Origin of the sequence: Streptomyces sp. F63, from assembly GCF_018070345.1 — a bacterium.
Classification (GTDB): Bacteria; Actinomycetota; Actinomycetes; order Streptomycetales; family Streptomycetaceae; genus Streptomyces.
The window spans coordinates 118,938-138,990 of sequence record NZ_JAGPXX010000009.1; the positions used below are offsets into that span (position 1 = coordinate 118,938).

The 20,053-nt window shown below is 72.7% G+C and carries 18 protein-coding genes; 4 read left to right on the forward strand and 14 right to left on the reverse strand.

Annotated features, from left to right (window positions below):
- Positions 1–115 precede the first annotated feature (115 nt).
- Positions 116–3,016, reverse strand: a complete 2,901-nt coding sequence (topA, locus tag KBZ10_RS12880) for a type I DNA topoisomerase (RefSeq protein WP_210987717.1) — start codon at positions 3,014–3,016, stop codon at positions 116–118.
- A 320-nt stretch (positions 3,017–3,336) separates the two neighbouring features.
- Here topA and KBZ10_RS12885 point away from each other — a divergent pair, with 320 nt between their 5' ends.
- The 3 genes from KBZ10_RS12885 (at position 3,337) to KBZ10_RS12895 (ending at position 4,804) form a co-directional block, all read left to right on the forward strand.
- Positions 3,337–3,786: a TM2 domain-containing protein gene (locus tag KBZ10_RS12885; RefSeq protein ID WP_210987718.1), complete on the forward strand. Its 450-nt coding sequence runs from the start codon at positions 3,337–3,339 to the stop codon at positions 3,784–3,786.
- Positions 3,779–4,279, forward strand: coding sequence for a DUF2752 domain-containing protein (locus tag KBZ10_RS12890; protein WP_374223340.1), 501 nt, complete (start codon positions 3,779–3,781; stop codon positions 4,277–4,279). The genes KBZ10_RS12885 and KBZ10_RS12890 overlap by 8 nt, the downstream gene beginning before the upstream one ends.
- Positions 4,280–4,546: 267 nt before the next feature.
- Entirely contained in the window at positions 4,547–4,804 is a 258-nt protein-coding gene (locus tag KBZ10_RS12895; protein WP_210987719.1) for a TM2 domain-containing protein, read from the forward strand.
- Positions 4,805–4,946: 142 nt separating this feature from the next.
- On the opposite strand, the gene KBZ10_RS12900 is transcribed toward KBZ10_RS12895, so the two are convergent.
- The 6 genes from KBZ10_RS12900 to bldG form a co-directional block, all read right to left on the reverse strand.
- Positions 4,947–5,165 carry a hypothetical protein gene (locus KBZ10_RS12900; protein WP_374223341.1) on the reverse strand — a complete coding sequence of 73 codons (219 nt, stop codon included), beginning with the start codon at positions 5,163–5,165 and terminating at the stop codon, positions 4,947–4,949.
- A 184-nt stretch (positions 5,166–5,349) separates the two neighbouring features.
- On the reverse strand, positions 5,350–6,834 hold the full coding sequence (locus KBZ10_RS12905) for a methyltransferase (RefSeq protein WP_210987802.1): 1,485 nt from the start codon (positions 6,832–6,834) through the stop codon (positions 5,350–5,352).
- 312 nt (positions 6,835–7,146) lie between these two features.
- Positions 7,147–7,710, reverse strand: a complete 564-nt coding sequence (locus KBZ10_RS12910) for a small secreted protein (protein WP_307847377.1) — start codon at positions 7,708–7,710, stop codon at positions 7,147–7,149.
- 224 nt (positions 7,711–7,934) lie between these two features.
- Positions 7,935–10,346: a sodium-translocating pyrophosphatase gene (locus KBZ10_RS12915; protein ID WP_210987720.1), complete on the reverse strand. Its 2,412-nt coding sequence runs from the start codon at positions 10,344–10,346 to the stop codon at positions 7,935–7,937.
- A 564-nt stretch (positions 10,347–10,910) separates the two neighbouring features.
- On the reverse strand, positions 10,911–11,360 hold the full coding sequence (locus KBZ10_RS12920; RefSeq protein WP_210987721.1) for an ATP-binding protein: 450 nt from the start codon (positions 11,358–11,360) through the stop codon (positions 10,911–10,913).
- A gap of 127 nt (positions 11,361–11,487) precedes the next feature.
- Positions 11,488–11,829, reverse strand: coding sequence for an anti-sigma factor antagonist BldG (gene bldG / locus KBZ10_RS12925; RefSeq protein ID WP_098752640.1), 342 nt, complete (start codon positions 11,827–11,829; stop codon positions 11,488–11,490).
- 54 nt (positions 11,830–11,883) lie between these two features.
- On the opposite strand from bldG, the gene KBZ10_RS12930 reads away from it, so the two are divergent.
- Positions 11,884–14,325, forward strand: a complete 2,442-nt coding sequence (locus KBZ10_RS12930) for a DEAD/DEAH box helicase (protein ID WP_210987722.1) — start codon at positions 11,884–11,886, stop codon at positions 14,323–14,325.
- Between the two features lie 66 nt (positions 14,326–14,391).
- Here the strand turns inward: KBZ10_RS12930 and KBZ10_RS12935 are convergent, their stop codons facing one another.
- The 7 genes from KBZ10_RS12935 to ssd all read right to left on the reverse strand — a co-directional run bounded on the left by KBZ10_RS12935 (position 14,392) and on the right by ssd (position 19,799).
- A complete protein-coding gene (locus tag KBZ10_RS12935; protein ID WP_374223342.1) occupies positions 14,392–14,700 on the reverse strand; it encodes an Rv3654c family TadE-like protein in 309 nt (102 codons plus the stop codon).
- Between the two features lie 53 nt (positions 14,701–14,753).
- Positions 14,754–15,200 (reverse strand): TadE family type IV pilus minor pilin, encoded by a 447-nt coding sequence (locus KBZ10_RS12940; RefSeq protein WP_210987724.1) that lies wholly within the window; start codon positions 15,198–15,200, stop codon positions 14,754–14,756.
- Positions 15,187–15,384: a DUF4244 domain-containing protein gene (locus KBZ10_RS12945; RefSeq protein WP_210987725.1), complete on the reverse strand. Its 198-nt coding sequence runs from the start codon at positions 15,382–15,384 to the stop codon at positions 15,187–15,189. The genes KBZ10_RS12940 and KBZ10_RS12945 overlap by 14 nt, the downstream gene beginning before the upstream one ends.
- A 113-nt stretch (positions 15,385–15,497) precedes the next feature.
- Positions 15,498–16,334 (reverse strand): type II secretion system F family protein, encoded by an 837-nt coding sequence (locus KBZ10_RS12950; RefSeq protein WP_210987726.1) that lies wholly within the window; start codon positions 16,332–16,334, stop codon positions 15,498–15,500.
- On the reverse strand, positions 16,331–17,359 hold the full coding sequence (locus KBZ10_RS12955; RefSeq protein ID WP_307847378.1) for a type II secretion system F family protein: 1,029 nt from the start codon (positions 17,357–17,359) through the stop codon (positions 16,331–16,333). Before KBZ10_RS12955 ends, KBZ10_RS12950 begins: the two co-directional genes overlap by 4 nt.
- Positions 17,356–18,696 carry a TadA family conjugal transfer-associated ATPase gene (locus KBZ10_RS12960; RefSeq protein ID WP_210987728.1) on the reverse strand — a complete coding sequence of 447 codons (1,341 nt, stop codon included), beginning with the start codon at positions 18,694–18,696 and terminating at the stop codon, positions 17,356–17,358. Before KBZ10_RS12960 ends, KBZ10_RS12955 begins: the two co-directional genes overlap by 4 nt.
- Positions 18,693–19,799: a septum site-determining protein Ssd gene (gene ssd, locus KBZ10_RS12965; protein WP_210987729.1), complete on the reverse strand. Its 1,107-nt coding sequence runs from the start codon at positions 19,797–19,799 to the stop codon at positions 18,693–18,695. Before ssd ends, KBZ10_RS12960 begins: the two co-directional genes overlap by 4 nt.
- Positions 19,800–20,053 lie beyond the last annotated feature (254 nt).

Genomic DNA, 20,053 nt, shown 5'->3' on the forward strand with positions numbered 1-20,053 from the left:
CCGGACTGGCCGAATCCATGCCGCCCCCGTCCGAACATGCGGCCGTACTTTCCGGATACGGTCCGTTCGCGGCCGGCGCCGGGGCAGCCGCGGCTCCCCCGGCTCGCCCCCGCGACTACTCCGGTCCGTCGGCCGCGGAACCGCGGCCGGCTGCCGTCTTCTCGGCCGTGGTCTTCTTCGCGGCCGTCTTCTTGGCCGCCGTGGTCTTCTTGGCGGCCGTCTTCTTGGCCGCGGTCTTCTTCGCCGGGGCCTTCTTGGCGGTGGCCGCGGTCTTCTTCGCGGGCGCCTTCTTCGCCGTCTTCTTGGCTGTCTTCTTGGCCGTCTTCTTCACGGGACCCTTGGCCCGCTTCTCGGCCAGGAGTTCGTATCCCCGCTCCGGGGTGAGCGTTTCGATGTCGTCGTCCCGGCGCAGCGTCGCGTTGGTCTCGCCGTCCGTGACGTACGGGCCGAACCGGCCGTCCTTGACGACCACGGGCCGTTCGCTCACCGGGTCGGTGCCGAGTTCCTTCAGCGGCGGCTTGGCCGCGCCCCGGCCGCGCTGCTTGGGCTTGGAGTAGATCTCCAGCGCCTCTTCCAGCGTCAGGGTGAAGAGCTGCTCCTCGCTCTCCAGGGAGCGGGAGTCGGTGCCCTTCTTGAGGTACGGGCCGTAGCGGCCGTTCTGCGCGGTGATCTCATCGCCCGAGGCCGGGTCGGTGCCGACGACGCGGGGCAGCGACATCAGCCGGAGGGCGTCCTCCAGCGTCACCGTGTCCAGGGACATCGATTTGAAGAGCGACGCGGTGCGCGGCTTGACGGCGTTCTTGCCCGTCTTGGGCGTGTCCTCGGGGAGGATCTCCGTGACGTACGGGCCGTAGCGGCCGTCCTTGGCCACGATCTTCCGGCCCGTCTCCGGGTCGGTGCCGAGTTCGAAGTCACCGCTCGGCTTGGCCAGCAGCTCCTCGGCGTACTCGACGGTCAGCTCGTCCGGCGGCAGGTCGTCGGGGACGTCGGCGCGCTGGCCGGGCTCGGGCTTCCCGCCCTCCTCGGCGGGCGGCACGGGGCGCTCCACGTAGGGCCCGTAGCGGCCGACACGCAGCACGATGCCGTTGCCGACGGGGAACGAGGAGACCTCGCGGGCGTCGATGGCGCCGAGGTCGGTGACCAGTTCCTTGAGGCCGCCGAGGTGGTCGCCGTCCCCGTTGCCCGCTTCGGCCGCCGCGCCGCTGCCGGCCTCGTCGGAGCCGAAGTAGAAGCGGCGCAGCCACGGCACGGACTGGGCCTCGCCCGCGGCGATGCGGTCGAGGTCGTCCTCCATCCGGGCGGTGAAGTCGTAGTCGACGAGCCGGCCGAAGTGCTTCTCCAGCAGGCCGACGACGGCGAAGGAGAGGAAGGACGGCACCAGGGCCGTGCCCTTCTTGAAGACGTAGCCGCGGTCGAGGATGGTGCCGATGATCGAGGCGTAGGTCGACGGGCGGCCGATCTCGCGCTCTTCCAGCTCCTTGACCAGGGACGCCTCGGTGTAGCGAGCCGGGGGCTTGGTGGCGTGGCCGTCCGCGGTGATCTCCCGTGCGGAGAGCGGGTCGCCCTCGGAGACCTGCGGGAGGCGGCGCTCGCGGTCGTCGAGTTCGGCGTTGGGGTCGTCGGCGCCCTCGACATAAGCCTTCAGGAAGCCGTGGAAGGTGATGATCTTGCCGGAGGCGGAGAACTCGGCGTCCCGGCCGTCGCTCGCGCGCCCGCCCACCTTGACGGTGACGGACTGGCCGACGGCGTCCTTCATCTGCGAGGCGACGGTCCGCTTCCAGATGAGCTCGTACAGCCGGAACTGGTCGCCGGTGAGGCCCGTCTCGGCGGGGGTGCGGAAGCGGTCGCCGGAGGGGCGGATCGCCTCGTGCGCCTCCTGCGCGTTCTTGACCTTGCCCGCGTACATCCGCGGCTTCTCCGGCAGGTAGTCGGCGCCGTAGAGCTGGGTGACCTGAGCGCGGGCGGCCGCCACGGCGGTCTCGGAGAGCGTCGTGGAGTCCGTACGCATGTACGTGATGAAGCCGTTCTCGTACAGCTTCTGCGCGACCTGCATCGTCGACTTGGCGCCGAAGCCCAGCTTGCGCGAGGCCTCCTGCTGAAGGGTGGTGGTGCGGAACGGTGCGTAGGGCGAGCGCCGGTACGGCTTGGACTCGACCGAGCGGACGGCGAAGGCGGCGCCCTCCAGGGCGGCGGCCAGCTCGCGCGCGGCGGCCTCGTCCAGGTGGAGGACCTGCGAGCCCTCCTTGAGCGTGCCGGTCGAACCGAAGTCGCGGCCGGTGGCGACGCGGCGGCCGTCGACGGTGGTGAGGCGGGCGCCGAAGGTACCGGGGTCGGTGGCGTCACCGGTGCGGCCGGTGGCGAAGGTGCCGGTGAGGTCCCAGTACTCGGCCGAGCGGAAGGCGATGCGCTCGCGCTCGCGTTCGACGACGAGCCGAGTGGCGACGGACTGCACACGGCCGGCCGACAGCCGCGGCATGACCTTCTTCCACAGCACCGGGGAGACCTCGTAGCCGTACAGGCGGTCGAGGATCCGGCGGGTCTCCTGGGCGTCGACGAGCCGCTTGTTCAGCTCGCGCGGACTGCGCACGGCGGCCTGGATGGCGTCCTTGGTGATCTCGTGGAAGACCATCCGGCGGACGGGGACCCGGGGCTTGAGGACTTCCTGCAGATGCCAGGCGATGGCCTCGCCCTCGCGGTCCTCATCGGTGGCCAGGAGGAGTTCGTCGGACTCCGCCAGCAGCTCCTTGAGCTTGTTGACCTGGCTCTTCTTGTCCGCGTTGACGACGTAGATCGGCTGGAAGTCCTCGTCGACGTTGACGCCGAGCCGGGCCCAGGGCTCGCCCTTGTACTTGGCGGGGATCTCTGCGGCGACTTTGGGCAGATCGCGGATGTGCCCGACGCTCGCCTCGACGACATAACCCGGGCCGAGATAGCCCTTGATCGTCTTCGCCTTGGCAGGCGACTCGACGATGACGAGTCGGCGGCCGCCCTTCGCGGTCTCGCTGGTCGGGGACAACTTCGCTCTTCTCTCCGGTCGGCGCTCGGTGAATATCACTGCCACTTCTGTGACGGCGTTGTCATGACGATGCGGAGTGTGACGGTACCTCCCGTCCCGCTGTCAAGCGGAAAAAGCCCACAACGCCACTCGAACGGTAACCCGACAAGGGGCGTGCGTGCCGCCGTACCGCGAGGACCCCGTCAAACCTCACATCCCCGGGACCGGGGCTCACAGGTGCTTGCCAGCGCCCGGAGCCCGGCTGGCAGGATGACGGATGCCGGGGCGTCCCGGCGGCGCGCGCCGCGCGTTCAGTCATTCGCACTCACGGGGGGAAGCCCATGTCCAGTCCCTACGGCCCGCCGCCGCAGGACCCCAACGGCGGCTACGGATACCCGCAGCAGGGCCAGCAGCCCGGCGGCCAGCAGCCGTACGGCCAGCAGCCCGGTTACGGATACCCGCAGCAGGGTCAGCAGCCGTACGGCCAGCAGCCCGGCTACGGATACCCGCAGCAGCAGATGGCCCCCGGCCAGTACACCGGCGACCCCAGCGCCCCGTACGGCTACGACCCCTACGGCCGGCCGTACTCGGACAAGTCGAAGATCGTCGCCGGTGTTCTCCAGCTCTTCATCGGAACCCTCGGCATCGGCCGGTTCTACACCGGGCACACCGGCATGGCGCTCGGCCAGCTGTTCACCCTCGGCGGCTGCGGCATCTGGGCGCTGATCGACGGCATCATGCTCCTCACCGGCCAGCCCACCGACGCCCAGGGCCGTCCGCTGCGTGGCTGACGGCGGCAGCGGCGGCAATGGCGGCAGGGCCGGCAGCGGCGCGGCCGGTGCCGGGACGGCCCGCGGCCGGGCCGCCGGTGGCGGCGGCGTGCGGACAGTGCTCCGCGGAGCGGCCTCGCACCCGGCCGCGGCACCTCTGTCGGTGCTTGCGGCCGGGGCGGCCGGAGCCGTCCACCTCTACGGCACGAACCCCCACGAGGCGGGGCAGTGGCTGCTGCGCTGCCCCTTCAACTGGCTGACCGGCCTGGACTGCCCGACGTGCGGCGCGACCCGCATGGTGTACGACCTGATGCACGGCGACGTGGTCGCGGCCTTCCACGACAACGCGGCGCTCCTGGTGCTCGGCCTTCCCGCCGGCCTGTTCCTCGGCTGGCGCTGGCTGCGCGACGGACTGCGCGGGCGACGCTACCGCCCCTCGCCCGGCCGGGCGCTCACCGCGGCGGCGCTGACGCTCACCGCCCTCTGGGGCATCGGCCGCAACCTGGTGGGCTGACCCGGCGAGGACCGGGAGCCCGCGGCGCGGAGGGGTGAGCCTCCGGGCCTCCGGGCGGCGTCAGCCGCACGAGGCCCCACCGGGCCTTCCACGGCGGCCTCCCCGGCCGACCGGATCGTCCCCGTCCTCTCCGGAGTTGCATCACCGAACGATCACAATCGCCAAGTTCGCGCAACTGACCGGTTCCCTCCCGGGTCAAGTGATCACCGCGGACGTCCCCAGGTCCCGCGCCAGGAACATCCGCTCGTGAGAGAAGAGTCCCACCTCATGTCGTACCCCGCTCAGCCGCCGGCCGTCGCCCCCAACGGGCAGCCGTACTCCGACAAGTCGAAGATCGTCGCCGGCATCCTCCAGCTCTTCATCGGAACCCTCGGCATCGGCCGGTTCTACACGGGTCACACCGGAATGGCCCTCGGCCAGCTGTTCACCCTCGGCGGCTGCGGCATCTGGGCACTGATCGACGGCATCCTCTTCCTGACCAGCAACGACCGTACGGACAGCGAGGGGCGCATCCTGCGCGGCTGACGCCCCGCCGGCTCGTCGGCCCTCTGCCGCGGCCCGCGCTCCGGACGACCGTCCGGCCGCGGGCCGCGTGCCTGCCGGCGGGGTCCCGCCGGACCACCGTCCGCCGGGGCCCGCCGTGTGCGCGTCCGCGGTGGTTCCCTCGTCAGGCGGACAGCAGGAGCCAGCCGCCCGTGACGAGCGCGGCCGGACCGAAGAGCAGGACCAGCGGGACCGGCAGCGGAGACCTCACGCCCTCGACCACCGGCGCGCCGCTGCGCAGGCGCGTTCCCGCCCACACCAGCAGTGCCGCTCCGAACAGCACGAACACCGTCCCGGCGAATACGGCCGGCCCGCTCTCCATCGTCGCGTACCCCCTAGACACCGGGCATGACGTACCGGAGCGTCGCACGTCCGTACGGCGTGGGAGCGAACGCCCGGTGAACGGCAGTCGTCTCCGTTCACCCCGCACACCCCTCCACCCCCGCACGCCCCTTCCCAGCTCTTCAGCGCCGGTGGCGCGCCCCCGCCGGCCGGGTCCGGACGCTTCGTCTCCGGCGGGGCCCCGGTCACCGCACCGGGATCAGAAACCCCTGGGCGACGAGCAGCCGTACGGCTTCCGGCGTCCGGTCCCGCAGCAGCACCGGATCCTCACCGACGAGCTGCGCGATGGCATCGAGGATGCGGCCGGCCTCGAGCGTGCCGTCGCACGCCCCCGCGAAGCCGGCGCCGACCGTGTCCACCTTCGTCGCCCGGCGCATGCCGCGGTTCTGACGGAGCAGCACGTGCTCCGGGTCCTCCGCCCCGGGCGGTCCGACCTGTTCCTGCACCACGCCGTCCGCCAGCCGGAAACGTCCCGCGAGCAGCGCCGCGTCATCCGTGCGCCGCAGGAAGTCCTGCCGTGCGAAGTGGTCCAGGACCGTATCCCCCAGCGGCTGTTCGACCGGGTGCGGCCACTCCTCCGCGATGACCGAGGGCCGGACGGAGCCGGACTTGCGCACGCTGATCCAGCCGAAGCCGACGGCCGTGGTCCCGCGCGCCTCGAACTCCTCCAGCCAGGCCTCGTAGCGAGCGGCGTACGCTTCCGGGCCGGCCCGGTGGTCGCCCGCGTCGCGCAGCCAGAGTTCCGCGTACTGCGAGACGTCCTGCACCTCCCGCTGCACGATCCAGGCATCGCACCCGGGCGGCACCCACGCGCGGATCCTGGCCCGCCAGTCCTCGCCCTCCCGGTGCTCCCAGTTGGCGAGGAGCTGGCAGTAACCGCCGTCGGCGAGGTGCTCCGCGGACTGCCGGACCAGGGTCCGGCAGAGGTCGTCACCCGCCATGCCGCCATCCCGGTAGGTGAGTCGTGCGCCCGGGGAGATGACGAAGGGCGGATTGGAGACGATCAGGTCGAACGGTTCCTCGCCGGCCACCGGCTCGTACAGCGACCCCTGGCGGAGATCGGCCTCATGCGCGCCGGAGAGGGCCAGCGTGAGCCGGGTGAAGCCCAGGGCCCGCGGATTGACGTCGGTGGCGGTGACGCGGGTGGCGTGCTGAGCCGCGTGCAGCGCCTGCAGGCCGGAGCCGGTGCCGAGATCCAGCGCCCGCCCCGCGGGGGTCCGGACGGTGAGCCCCGCCAGTGTGGTGGACGCTCCGCCCACCCCGAGGACGAGCGATGCGCGGTCCTCCTCGGCGAGCCGCCCGGTGGCGGCGCCACCCGCGCCTCCCGCTCCGCCGACGGCGCAGCCGAGGTCGGAGACGATCCACCAGTCCTCACCGCCCGGCCCGCCGTACGGGCGGACGTCCACGCAGGCCCGTACCTCCTCGCCGTCCCGGAGCAGCCACCCCTCGGCCAGGCAGTCGTCCACGGGCAGCGCCGCGGACGCCCGCCCGTACGGGACCGGGCGCTGCAGCAGGAACAGCCGGACCAGCGTCTCCAGCGGTGACCGACCGCGGGTCGCGCGCAGGGCGGGCACGGTCTCGCCGCGGGCGAGGGCGGCGTAAGCCGGTGCGCCGAGCAGCCCGAGGAGCCCGTCCGCGGTGAAGGCCGCGGCCAGGAACGCCTCGCGGATCCGGGCGGGGAGCGCGGTGCCGGCGCGGGGCGGCGTCGCGGGAGGTACGTGCGGTGCGGCGGCGGCCCCGTCGGCGCCGGGCCGGGCGGCGGTGTCGGCTTGGTCGACTTGGTCGGGCTGGGGATGCTCGTGCGTGCTCACCGGCCCATTGTCGGGGCTCCGGGCCCGGAACGGCGACGGCCCGGAGCCCTCCGGACGTCCCTCTGGCTCCGTGCTGCCACGGAGGAACGGCGACGCGGGGGCGCTGAGGCGCGGGCCCGTGCCCCGGCGAGCCGGACGCGGCCGGGTGCGGTCAGGCGCCGCCGGGTGCGGTCAGGCGCCGGCGCCGGGCGAGCCGGACGGGCGCCGGCAACCGGGCTGTTCGCTCATGGCGGCGCCGATGTCCCCGGACTGCAGCTTCCTGATGGCGTCACCGCCGACCTTGTTGACCTTGTCGAGGTCCTCGGCGACGCCCTTGAGCCCCTCGGCGAACTTGGCCTGGTCCTTGGTGTTCAGCTTGTCGACGGCGGTCTTCAGGCCCGCGTACGCCCCCGCGGTGTCGTCGAGTTCCTTGACGGCCTCCTTCTGCGTCTTCTCGCCGTCCTCGACGGGCGGTACGCCCGCCTTCTGAACCGAGTCCGACATGGCGGCGTACGCATCGGAGATCTGCTGGAACGCGGCGGAGTCGGCCTTCTTGATCTCCTCGGGCTTTCCGTCCGCCGCCGTGGAGGTGATCGACTGGTTCGCCTGCGCGATCTTCTCCAGCTGCGGCTGGACCTGGTCGCACACCTTCTTGGCGTAAGCGTCGACCTTCTCGTCGCTGTCGTCGCCACAGCCCGACAGCGCGAGTACGAGTGCCGCACCACCGGACAGCGCGGCCGCGAGCTTCTTGTTCACCGGATGGGCCCCTTCCATGACTCTCGGCCCCGGAACATACACGGCCAAAGGCCCGGGATCGCGAGCCCGATTTCCATGAAGGGGTTTTTGCGGCTTTTGCACCAAGCTTTGACGGGCCGTCATCCGATGCTCCCCGGGCCGGGCAGACGGACGGGCGGTGCGCCGGAGCACACCGCCCGTGTACCGCCTGACCTGGCCCGGTGCGGCCCGACCCGGCCCGGCGCTCAGGACACCACCGCGGCGCCCGAGGAGGGCCCGGACCGCTCCGAGACCGGCTCGGCGCTGTTGTCTTCGTCACCCACGGCGATTCCCCGCCGCTTGGAGACGTAGACGGCGCCGATGATGATCCCGATCGCCAGCAGCGCCACCAGCGCGCGGACGGCCGGGCTGGTGTCGTCGCCGTAGCTGAACTGCACCACGGCCGGCGCGATCAGCAGGGCCACCAGGTTCATCACCTTCAGCAGCGGGTTGATGGCCGGTCCCGCCGTGTCCTTGAACGGGTCGCCGACCGTGTCGCCGATCACCGTCGCGGCGTGCGCCTCGCTGCCCTTGCCGCCGTGGTGGCCGTCCTCGACCAGCTTCTTGGCGTTGTCCCAGGCCCCACCGGAGTTGGCCAGGAAGACGGCCATCAGGGTGCCCGCGCCGATGGCCCCGGCGAGGAACGACCCCAGAGCGCCGACACCGAGGCTGAAGCCGACGGCGATCGGCGCCAGCACGGCGAGCAGACCCGGTGTGGCGAGTTCGCGCAGCGCGTCCTTGGTGCAGATGTCCACGACCCGGCCGTACTGCGGCTTCTCCGTGTAGTCCATGATCCCGGGATGTTCGCGGAACTGCCGCCGCACCTCGTAGACCACCGCGCCCGCCGAGCGTGAGACCGCGTTGATCGCCAGCCCCGAGAAGAGGAAGACGACCGCGGCCCCGAGGACCAGTCCGACCAGGTTGTTCGGCTGCGAGATGTCCAGGCTGAGGTTCATCTCACCCGCCCGGGCGTTGACGTCCGCCACCGCCGTGGCGATCGCGTCCCGGTAGGAGCCGAACAGCGCCGCGGCGGCCAGCACGGCCGTGGCGATCGCGATGCCCTTGGTGATCGCCTTGGTGGTGTTGCCGACGGCATCGAGGTCGGTGAGCACCTGGGCGCCCGAGCCCTCCACGTCACCGGACATCTCGGCGATGCCCTGGGCGTTGTCGGATACCGGCCCGAAGGTGTCCATGGCGACGATGACGCCGACCGTGGTCAGCAGCCCGGTCCCGGCGAGGGCGACCGCGAACAGCGCCAGCATGATCGAGGTACCGCCGAGCAGGAACGCTCCGTAGACGCCCAGGCCGATCAGCAGCGCCGTGTACACGGCGGACTCCAGACCCACCGAGATCCCGGCCAGGACAACCGTCGCCGACCCCGTCAGCGAGGACTTTCCGATGTCCCGGACCGGACGCCGGGTGGTCTCGGTGAAGTACCCCGTGAGCTGCTGGATGACCGCGGCCAGCAGGATGCCGATCGCGACCGCCACAAGCGCGAGAACCCGCGGGTTGCCCTCGTGCCCGGCGATGGCGATGTCCACGCCGTCGAGGTCCGCGTAGGAGGACGGCAGGTAGCTGAAGACGGCGACGGCCACCAGCACCAGCGAGACCACCGCGGAGATGAAGAAGCCGCGGTTGATGGCGGTCATGCCGCTGCGGTCGGTGCGGCGCGGCGCCACCGCGAAGATGCCGATCATGGCTGTGAGCACGCCGATCGCGGGGACGATCAGCGGGAAGGCCAGACCGGCGTCGCCGAAGGCCACCTTGCCGAGGATCAGCGCGGCGACCAGCGTCACCGCGTAGGACTCGAACAGGTCGGCGGCCATACCGGCGCAGTCGCCGACGTTGTCGCCCACGTTGTCCGCGATGGTGGCGGCGTTGCGCGGGTCGTCCTCGGGGATGCCCTGCTCGACCTTTCCGACGAGGTCGGCACCGACGTCCGCGGCCTTGGTGAAGATGCCGCCGCCCACGCGCATGAACATGGCGATCAGTGCGGCACCGAGGCCGAATCCCTCCAGCACCTTCGGCGCGTCGGCCGCGTAGACGAGCACCACACAGCAGGCGCCCAGCAGGCCGAGGCCGACGGTGAACATGCCGACCACTCCGCCGGTGCGGAATGCGATCTTCATGGCCTTGTGCGAGACGTCCGTGAGGTCCTTGGCCGGCTCGCCCTCACCCGGAGTGGCCTCGCGCGCCGCGGCGGCCACCCGCACGTTGCTCCGCACGGCCAGCCACATTCCGATATAGCCGGTCGCCGCCGAGAACAACGCACCGATCAAGAAGAACACGGACCGCCCGATGCGCTGCGACCAGTCATCGGCCGGCAACAGCATGAGCAGGAAGAACACCACGGCGGCGAATACGCTGAGGGTGCGCAACTGCCGTGCGAGATAGGCATTCGCCCCTTCCTGCACAGCGGCCGCGATCTTCTTCATACTGTCGGTTCCCTCGCCCGCCGCCAGCACCTGGCGCACCAGCATCACGGCGACACCCAGCGCGGTCAGCGCGATGAGCGCGACGACCACGACGATCAGCCGGTTGTCGGTGGTCAGTTCGGCGGCCGCGAGGGGCAGGGATGGGGAGAGGTCTTGCTGAAGAGGGGAGAAGAGCCCCGCCATTCGTCCTCCTTGACGTTTGGCACATGGGCGCGCAGCACAGGGAACTGCCGCGGCACTCAGGCGTCCTGAGCAACGATTGTGAACGGATTCTAGGGAGCCGGACCGGGATCAAGACAGGGGCCATGAGGGGCAATTGACTCCCACCGGGGGAGATGAGCCGAAGAGCCGCCGATTAATTCGCCCGGACGAAGGAAATTGATCCATTCGCTGACGATCGAATATTGCCCTTTCGGGGATCTTCAAATCCTACGAAAAGGCAGCTCAGCGGCGGTACGCAGGAGACGTGGATCACACTCCGGCAGGTCCTGCCGCCGCCAACGGGGAGCTCGGACGCCACCGCCCCCGCTCCGGAGCACGGCCGCGGCCAGAGAGGCGTGGGTACCGCGGCGGACGTCAACGCCCGGTCGCAGGGCCGCTGTGGGCGGCCGCAGACCCGTGAAAAGGGAAGCGGGAAGGGAAGGCCCGGGGAAGGATGCGCCAGGGGCGGTGAGAAGACCGGCAGGGGGCCGGCGGCCACGGGGCCCCGGGGGACACAGCGGGACCGCGGGAGTTACCGGGCGGGGACTACAGCACAGCGTCCGGGGTCGTCGGCCAGCTCATCCTGATGCTGCCTCCGGTCTCGTCCGCGGACACCTCGACATCATCGACAAGGCCGCTGATGACCGCGAGACCCATATCGTCTTCCTCCTCGGCCACCGCCTCGCCCGGGACCGCGGCGCCGGATCCACTGCCGTGCTCGTCCCGCCGGGGGCCGGTGGGACGGTGGGGGACCTCATCGGTCACCTCGATGGAGAGCTTCTTCTCATCCTCGACCAGGACGACGCGCACGGGTGCCGAAACGTTGTTGCTGAGATGCAGGCCGACAGCGCGGCTGCAGGCCTCCCCGACAGCGAGCCGCACCTCGTCCATGACCGCCTCGTCGACCCCGGCCCGGCGCGCCACCGCAGCCGCCACCAGACGCGCTGTGCGGACATGATTGGGCAGAGCACTGAACAAGAGCTCCACGGTGGCCATGCCATCCCCCTCGGTCATACGGGCTTACGTCATGGAGGGCGGACCGGAGCGGCCCTCCGCTGACCCCCATCGCTCCCTCCCCGGGTCGCGCGACCGGTGAACGGCACGCGACCCGGGGCGGCAGCGGTCAGTCGGTGGCCGAGACGGCGTCGTCGACCGAGGTGTGAATCGGGAACACCTTGGTCAGACCGGTGATGCGGAAAATCTTCAGAATGCGCTCCTGGTTGCAGACCAGGCGAAGCGAGCCCTCGTGCGCGCGGACGCGCTTGAGACCACCCACGAGGACGCCGAGACCGGTGGAGTCGAGGAAGTCGACACCCTCCATGTCGACCACCAAGTGGTAGCTGCCGTCATTGACAAGCTCGACCAGCTGCTCCCGCAGCTTGGGCGCGGTGTATACATCGATCTCGCCACCGACCTCGACGACCGTGCGGTCGCCAACGGTACGCGTCGACAGAGACAGGTCCACGGATCCTCCAGCACCTTGCAACGAGCGGTCGCCCCCCATGGATCGGCAGCCGCGATGGCATTCAATCACTTACCGGCAGGCGCGCACGACGCCTTGAGCCCATTCTTCATCAGGCCAGTGACACACTCGGTGCCGATGGCCGACGACCAACTCCCGCAGTCTGCGGGCACGCGCCCCACCCCAGGGGCGGTACTCGGCCTGCTCGCCGGCACGGCGGACCGGGCTGCACGCGTCACTCATACGGAGCACTTGCCCCCGCGCGTGGGCCGCCATGCGGACTGGCCACGGGAGATCCGGGAAGAAGTCGTGGAGGCCCTCCGGGGTGCCGGCGTGGAGCGGCCGTGGGAGCACCAGGCGCGGGTCGCCGGGCACGCCCTGCGCGGGGAGTCGGTGATCGTCGCCACCGGTACCGCCTCGGGGAAGTCCCTGTCCTATCTGGCACCGGTCCTCAGCTCCCTCCTGGACGGTTCGGAAGCGCCGAACGGCCGGGGCACGACGGCGCTGTACCTGTCGCCGACCAAGGCACTCGCCGCGGACCAGCGCCGGGCCGTGGGAGAACTCGCCGGCGCACTGGGCAGGGCCGTGCGTCCCGCGGTGTACGACGGCGACACCCCGGTGGAAGAGCGCGAATGGGTGCGCCAGTACGCCAACTACGTGCTGACGAACCCCGACATGCTGCACCGGGGCATCCTGCCGGCCCATCCGCGCTGGGCCTCCTTTCTGCGGGCGCTGCGCTATGTCGTCGTCGACGAGTGCCACACCTATCGCGGGGTCTTCGGCTCGCATGTGGCGCAGGTGCTGCGCCGGCTCCGCCGCGTCTGCGCCCGCTACGGCTCCGACCCCGTGTTCCTGCTCGCTTCCGCCACCTCCGCCGAACCAGCGTCGGCCGCCGGCCGGCTGACCGGCCTGCCCGTCTCCCAGGTCACCGAGGACAGTTCGCCCCGGGGCGAACTCGTCTTCGCGCTCTGGGAACCCCCGCTGACAGAACTGCGCGGCGAACAGGGCGCACCGGTCCGGCGCACCGCCACAGCGGAGACCGCCGACCTGTTGACCGACCTGGTCGCCCGCGGGGTGCGTACCGTCGCCTTCGTGCGGTCGCGGCGCGGCGCTGAGCTGATCTCCGTGATCGCGCAGGAGCGGCTGGCCGCCGTGGACCGTTCGCTTCCCGGGCGTGTCGCGGCCTACCGCGGCGGTTATCTGCCCCAGGAACGCCGGGCCCTGGAAGCTGCCCTCCACCGGGGGGACCTGCTGGGGCTGTCGGCCACCACTGCCCTGGAGCTCGGTGTGGACATCGCCGGCCTCGACGCCGTCGTGATCGCCGGCTATCCCGGTACCCGCGCCTCGCTGTGGCAGCAGGCGGGCCGGGCAGGGCGCGCCGGGCAGGGCGCCCTCGCGGTCCTCGTCGCCCGGGACGATCCGCTCGATACCTTTCTCGTGCACCACCCCGAGGCGCTCTTCCGGCAACCGGTGGAGTCCACCGTCCTCGATCCGGACAACCCGTATGTCCTCGCTCCCCACCTCTGTGCCGCGGCGGCCGAACTTCCGCTCACCGAGGCGGACATGGAGCTGTTCGGTCCCGCCGCACCCGATCTGGTGCCGCAACTGGAACGCCGCAAGCTGCTGCGCCGCCGGGCCACCGCATGGCACTGGACCCGCCGCGAGCGGGCGGCCGATCTCGCGGACATCCGCGGTGAGGGCGGTACTCCCGTGCAGGTCGTGGAGGCCGCGACGGGACGTCTGCTGGGCACCGTGGACGCCTCCTCCGCCCACACCGCGGTTCATGACGGCGCCGTCCACCTCCACCAGGGCCGCAGCTATCTCGTCAAGCGGCTCGACCTCGAGGACTCCGTGGCCCTGGTCGAGGAGGCGGACCCGCCCTACTCGACCACTGCGCGCGACACCACGGCCGTGACCGTCCTCGACACCACCACCGAGGTGCCCTGGGGAGACTCCCGGCTGCGCTTCGGATCCGTCGAGGTGACACATCAGGTCGTCTCCTTCCTCCGCCGCAAACTCATCACCGGTGAAGTGCTCGGCGAGTCCCGGCTCGACCTGCCGCCCCGTACGCTGCGGACTCGCGGTGTCTGGTGGACCGTCACCGAGGATCAGCTCGATGCCGCCCGGATCGCCCCGGAACAGCTTCCCGGAGCGCTGCATGCCGCCGAACACGCTTCCATCGGCATGCTGCCGCTCTTCGCCACCTGCGACCGGTGGGACATCGGCGGTGTCTCCGTGCCCCTGCACCCGGACACCCTGCTGCCGACCGTCTTCGTCTATGACGGCCACCACGGCGGCGCGGGGTTCGCCGAACGCGCCTTCCACACCGCCCGGAGCTGGCTGACGGCCACTCGGGAGGCGATCGCCGCCTGCGAGTGCGAGACGGGCTGCCCGTCCTGCGTCCAGTCACCGAAGTGCGGCAGCGGAAACGACCCCCTGGACAAGAAGGCCGCCGTACGGCTGCTGTCCGTTCTCCTGGCCGGCGCCCCGGCGGAGTGACGCGGCAGCGGGGACCAGCGGCGCCTCCGCCCCAGCCCTGGCCCCCGACCGCTTCCGCCGTCCTGGTCACCCACCGCCGGGCCCGTCCCCCGCCGGGCCCGCACGCGCCCGGACCCGCGATACGAACGGTCCGAATGCGGCCTCGGCGGTCAGATCCGAGACCTCGCCGTGCACCACACAGCGAACCAGCCGGACGCCCTGCGCCTCGGCGACCCGCCGGGCCAGTCCACACGCGGTATCCCGGCCCGACAGCGCGTGATCGGCCGCCGCGAGCGCCGCGAGGTCCGCACCGCCGCCCGCGCGATGGCGGGTGACCACTGCCTGCCCCATGGCCAGCACAGCGGCGAACACGGCGCACAGAGCCGTGGCCGCCACAGCCGTCCAGACCGTGGCCGAACCCCGGTCGGCTTTCGTTGGTCTCCTCGCGCTCACCACCCGGCCCCCTTCTCCTCCGACGGGCCTGCCGGTGCAGCCGGTTCGGCCGGTGCCGGAGGGCCGGTGCCGGGCCGGCCGGGCGCCGTATCCCCTGGGGGCCCGGCCGCGGACTCATCCGCCGCGACGGCCTCCGACCGTAACCGGAGGCCCAGCGGCCCCGGTCCCGGAGCCCGGACCGCGACCGTGACCCGGACCAGTCCGCCCGCGTGGCGCAGTCCGATCTCCGCACCCCGCGGGGCGGCCGAGCGGGCCGCGGCCAGCGCGGCTTCCCGCGGTTCGGCCCGGGCGGCGGCCCGCGCCCCCGCCCGGGCCGCGTCCACACACTGAAGGTGTGCGGACGCGACCATCTGCCCCCAGATGAGCATCACGGTGAACAGAGCCAGTACCGGCAGCGCCACAGCCGCTTCCGCGGTCACATATCCGCGGTCAGAACTGTGCATCGAGCGCCTTCGCGATCACGGACTGCAGGGCGCCGGACACCGCATCGCTGGTCACCACCTTGTAGAGCACAGCGCCGAATCCGGCCGCGGCGATCGTGCCAACCGCGTACTCGGCGGTCGTCATTCCGGCCTGCGGGTCCATTCCGCGCAGCACACGCCGGCGGTTTCGCATCCAGATGTCCATCCCCGAACCCCTTGTTCTGCCCCGCTCGTGGGGCGTTCGTTCGTGAGCCGTCTCCTGCCGAAATCACGTGAGCACATTCCGGCCGGGAGGGGCCCTGGGCAGTGGCTGACGGCTCACCGGGCGCCGCTCAGCAGTTGGTTCGCCAGGCCGATGAGCACCGGAGCCACCCCGACGGTCAAGAAGGCCGGGAGAAAGCACAGGCCCAGCGGCGCCGTGGCGAGCACCGCGGCCCGCCGCGCGGAGGCCGCCGCCGCCCGTGCCCTTCCGGCCCTGCACTCGGCCGCCACCCGAGTGACCGGCTCCACCGCCGACACGCCGGTGAGCTGCGCCCGCGCCAGGCAGCGGGCCAGCCCGGCCGTCCCCGGCAACTCGGCCAGCCGCCCCCACGCGTCCTCCGGATCACCGCCCAGGCGCAGTTCCGCGGCCACCCGGACCAACCGCTCACCGACCGGCCCGGTGAGGGATTGGCCCACCGCCAGGGCTGCCTCGCGCGGTCCCGCACCGGCGGCCAGGCAGGCCGCCAGCAGGTCCGCCGCCTGCGGCAGCCCGGCCGTGTCCGTACTCTGCCGGCTCCTCCGGCCCGGCCTTCCTCGCACCCATCTGCGTACGGCGTATCCCGCCGCCGGCCCCACCGCGCAGCCGGCCGCTCCGCCGATGACGGCCACGGCGGCCAGTGCCGCACCGACTGCCGGCCACCATTCCCGGACCGCCCCGGCCCAGCGCGCACGACGGACCCGGCCGGAGCACCGGCGGCCCGGCCGTGACGCGTCACGCCCCGGACGACGGTGCAGCACGGTGCCGTCGCGGTGCGGATCCCGTACCGGGGTCAGCAGCAGCGCCAGCCGCCGCCGGGAAGCCCGGGACCGAGCGTTCCGCAGCACCGCTGCGGCGAACACCGCTCCGCCCGCCAGCACCGCCGCCCACAGGCTGTGGACGAACTCCGTGTTCATGTCGTCCTCCTCCGTCCGGCCGCGGGAACGCGGCCGATTCCCGGCCCGTCGGTGTACTCGCTGTGCTCGGCTCGCTCCGCGCGCCCGGGGCGGGAAGGGCGCGGGCGCTCCCCCGCGGCCGACGGGCTGCCACCGGCCCTCTCCGCCGCCCGCACGATGCGCCCGGTCCAGGCCAGGCCCGTGAACTCCAGTGCCGCTCCGGTCACCAGACAAGCCAGGCCCGCCGGGGTGTGCAGCAGGACCCGGAGCGGGTCCGCGCCGAGCGCGGTGCCCATCAGCAGCCCGAAGGCCGGCAGCAGGGCCAGCAGAGCGGCGGTGGATCTGGTCCCCTCGAGCTGCGCGCGGAGGTCCTCCCGCTGCTCCCGTTCGGTCCGCAGGGCGGCCGCCACCCGGTCGAGCCCGCCGGCGAGCCCGGCTCCGGTGTCGGCCGCCGCCTGCCAGCAGGCCGCGACTCCGGCCAGACCTTCCGCGCCCGGCCACCGGGCCGCCTGCCGCAGTGCTCCGGCGACGTCACCGCCGTACCGGGCCGCGGCCGCCACCGACGCCTGGCAGGGTCCCGGCCGGGCCGGCGAGGCCAGCAGCGCCTCCGCCGGCTGCCGGCCGGCCCGCAGCTCCCCGGCCATCACCGCGCAGAACTCGATGACCTCCGCGGCGCGCCGTTCCCCCGCCCGCCGCTCGTCCCGCCTCAGCAGCCGGCGCCGCACCAGCGGTACGGCCGCCAGAGCCGCGAGCGGTGGCAGCGGGGAATCACCGAGCCAGCCGACCAGGCACCCGGCCGGCAGGCACAGCCACTCCTGCCCGAGCCGACGCCTGGTTCGCTCCCATTGCGCCCGGGCGGCAGCCCACCCCCGCACGTACGGACGGAGGACCCGCGGGCTGTGCACAACCGGCACCGCGCCGGGCAGCAGCGCCCTTGCCCGGCGCCGTCGGCCCTGGCCCGCGGCCGACAGCCACGCCGCCAGGCCCGCGCACAGCAGTGCCGCCCAGGCCGCTCCCGGGGCGGCGTGGTCCACCACCCCGGTCACCACGTGCCTCCCGGAGCCGGGCTCGCGCCACCGGGCGTCGCCAGCAGCCGGTTCAGCCGCGGCCATCCGGGGCCGAGTACGGGCTCGGCCCGTGCCGCGTCCCAGACCGCTGCCGGGACCGTGGTGACGATGCCGGTGCCGTCCCGCTCCAGGACATGGACCTCCGCGATCCGGCGCAGGCCCGTCCCGCGGTCCCGCACCAGATGGATGAGCACCGACAGGGCGGCCGCCAACTGGCTGTGCAGCGCTGCCCGGTCGAGCCCCGCGGTGGAGCCGAGAGCCTCCAGCCGTGCGGGGACGTCGGCCGCGGCATTGGCGTGCACCGTGCCGCAGCCGCTGTGACCGGTGTTCAGCGCGGCGAGCAGATCGGTCACCTCCGGACCGCGAACTTCGCCGACAACCAGCCGGTCGGGCCGCATCCGCAGGGCCTGCCGCACCAGATCCCGCAGAGTGACCCGGCCGGTCCCCTCCTGGTTCGGTGGCCGGGTCTCCAGGCGCACCACGTGCGGATGTTCGGGGCGCAACTCCGCCGAGTCCTCGGCGAGCACGATGCGCTCGGCGGTACCCGCCAGACTCAGCAGACTGGACAGCAGCGTGGTCTTCCCCACCCCGGCGCCCCCGCTGACCAGAAAGGACAGCCGGGCCTCCAGCAGCGCCCGCAGCAGCCGTTCGGCGCCGGGCGGCACCGTCCCCGCAGTGACCAGTTGTGCCAGGCCGAAGGCCTTGTGCCGCACGACCCGCAGCGACAGGCAGGTGGATCCGACAGCCACCGGCGGCAGCACCGCGTGCAGCCGGGTGCCCCCTGGCAGCCGGGCGTCGACCCACGGCCGAGCGTCGTCCAGCCGCCGCCCTGCCACGGCCGCCAGCCGCTGGGCCAGTGCCCGCACGGCAGCGGCGTCAGCGAAGCCCACATCCGTCAGTTCGAGCCCGCGGCCGCGATCCACCCACACCCGGTCGGGGGCCGTGACCAGGACGTCGGTGACCCCGGGATCGGCGAGGAGCGGCTCCAGGGGACCGGCTCCGACCAGCTCCGAGCGCAGCGCCGTCACCACGGCGAGCACTCCGGCGTCCCCCAGCAGCCGGCCCTCGGACCGCAGCGCGGCGGCCACCCGCGCCGGTGTCGGCTCCGCCCCCGTCTCGGCGAGCCGCAACCGGACCGCCGCGACGAGGGACGGCGGCACCGGCTGCCGCTGCCATGGGTGCTCCGCCGTTTCCGGCTCCGGGGCGGCCACCCGGCCGGCGCGCCCGGGCCCCGGGGGCGGCGCCGCGCCGCCTTCCGCGGACTGTCCCGCCCAGCCGGGCCGGGCGGGCAGCCGGCTCGTCTCTGTGCCGTTCATCCGACCGCACCCCCACCGCTCGTCAGGGCCCGGCCCCAGAAGGCCGAGCAGAACCGGGCCAGCGGCCCGCGGGGGTTGTCGCCGGGGACGGAATCACCGGGGGCCTCCCCGGGGAGCCCGGGTTCCGGGGGGATCTCCCCGGCCAGCGGGAGCCCGAGCAGTCCGGCGATCTCCTCGTCGTCCAGTCCTGCCCCGCAGGGCCCGCGGACCACGACCCGGAGATCGGGAAGCAGCGGGCGGACGGCCGACGCCACCCGATGCGCCGCGGCGACCGATCGCAGCCCGGCCGGCACCACCAGCAAGCCCAGATCGAGCTGGGCGAGCGCCTCGACGACCGTCTCGTCCAGCCGCCGGGGAAGGTCGACGACCACGACACCGCCCCGCCGCCGCGCCGCGGAAAGCACTGAGCGCATGGCCTCCGGGGGAACGCCCACCGTGTCGCCCCGGTCCCAGCTGAGCAGCCGCAGGGAGCGCAGTCGCGGAAGGGACTCCTCCAGCGCGCCGGCGGCCACCCGGCCGCGTGACTGAGCGAACGCCGGCCAGCGCAACCCCTGGACGCTCTCCCCGCCGAGGAGCACATCCAGCCCGCCACCGAGCGGATCGCCGTCCACGAGCATCGTGCGCTGCCCGTCGCCGGCGGCGGTGACCGCGAGCGCGCACGCCAGTGTGCTGGCCCCGGCACCACCCCGGCCGCCGATCACACCGACGGCCAGCGCCGGTGCTCCGGGGCCCTCCAGGGCGTCGGCAATCCGGTCCACCAGCCAGGCCTCACAGCCGGGGAGCGGGACGACGTGATCGGCGCCGACACCGACGGCCCGCTGCCATACGCCGTGGTCCTCGGAGTCCCGGCTGATCAGCAGGACTCCCGCTCTCCGCACGGCGTTGCGCAGCCGGGGCACGGCGTCATCTCCCACGATGACCAGTGGTGCGCGCTCCCAGTTGCCGCGCTCCGGTACGCCGTGGCAGACCTCCGGCTCGGCGCCCGCCGCGGCGCACAGCCGCAGCAGCTCGTCCAGCAGTTCCGCGTCCTCCGTGACGACCAGGGGCGGCCCCGCTCCCGGTAAGGCGCTTTCCAGCCGATCGGAAGTGTTCAGTCCGTTCATGGCGGATCCCCTCTCGCTTCGGCACTCTCACTCCGCGAACCTCGTGGGAATCAGCGTGCGGCGATCCGGGAAATCCCGTGGATCTTGGTCCAAATCTGTGGACAACTCAGCAGTTGTGAATATCCGGACCACCTAAACCGGTGACTTCCAAGCGCAGCATTGCAGTAACTCTGAGTAACAGCAGAGGCTGGGGGAAGCGGCCCCACGGAGAGAGCTGCCGACGCGCCGTCCACCGGGCGGGAGCCGCGAAAATG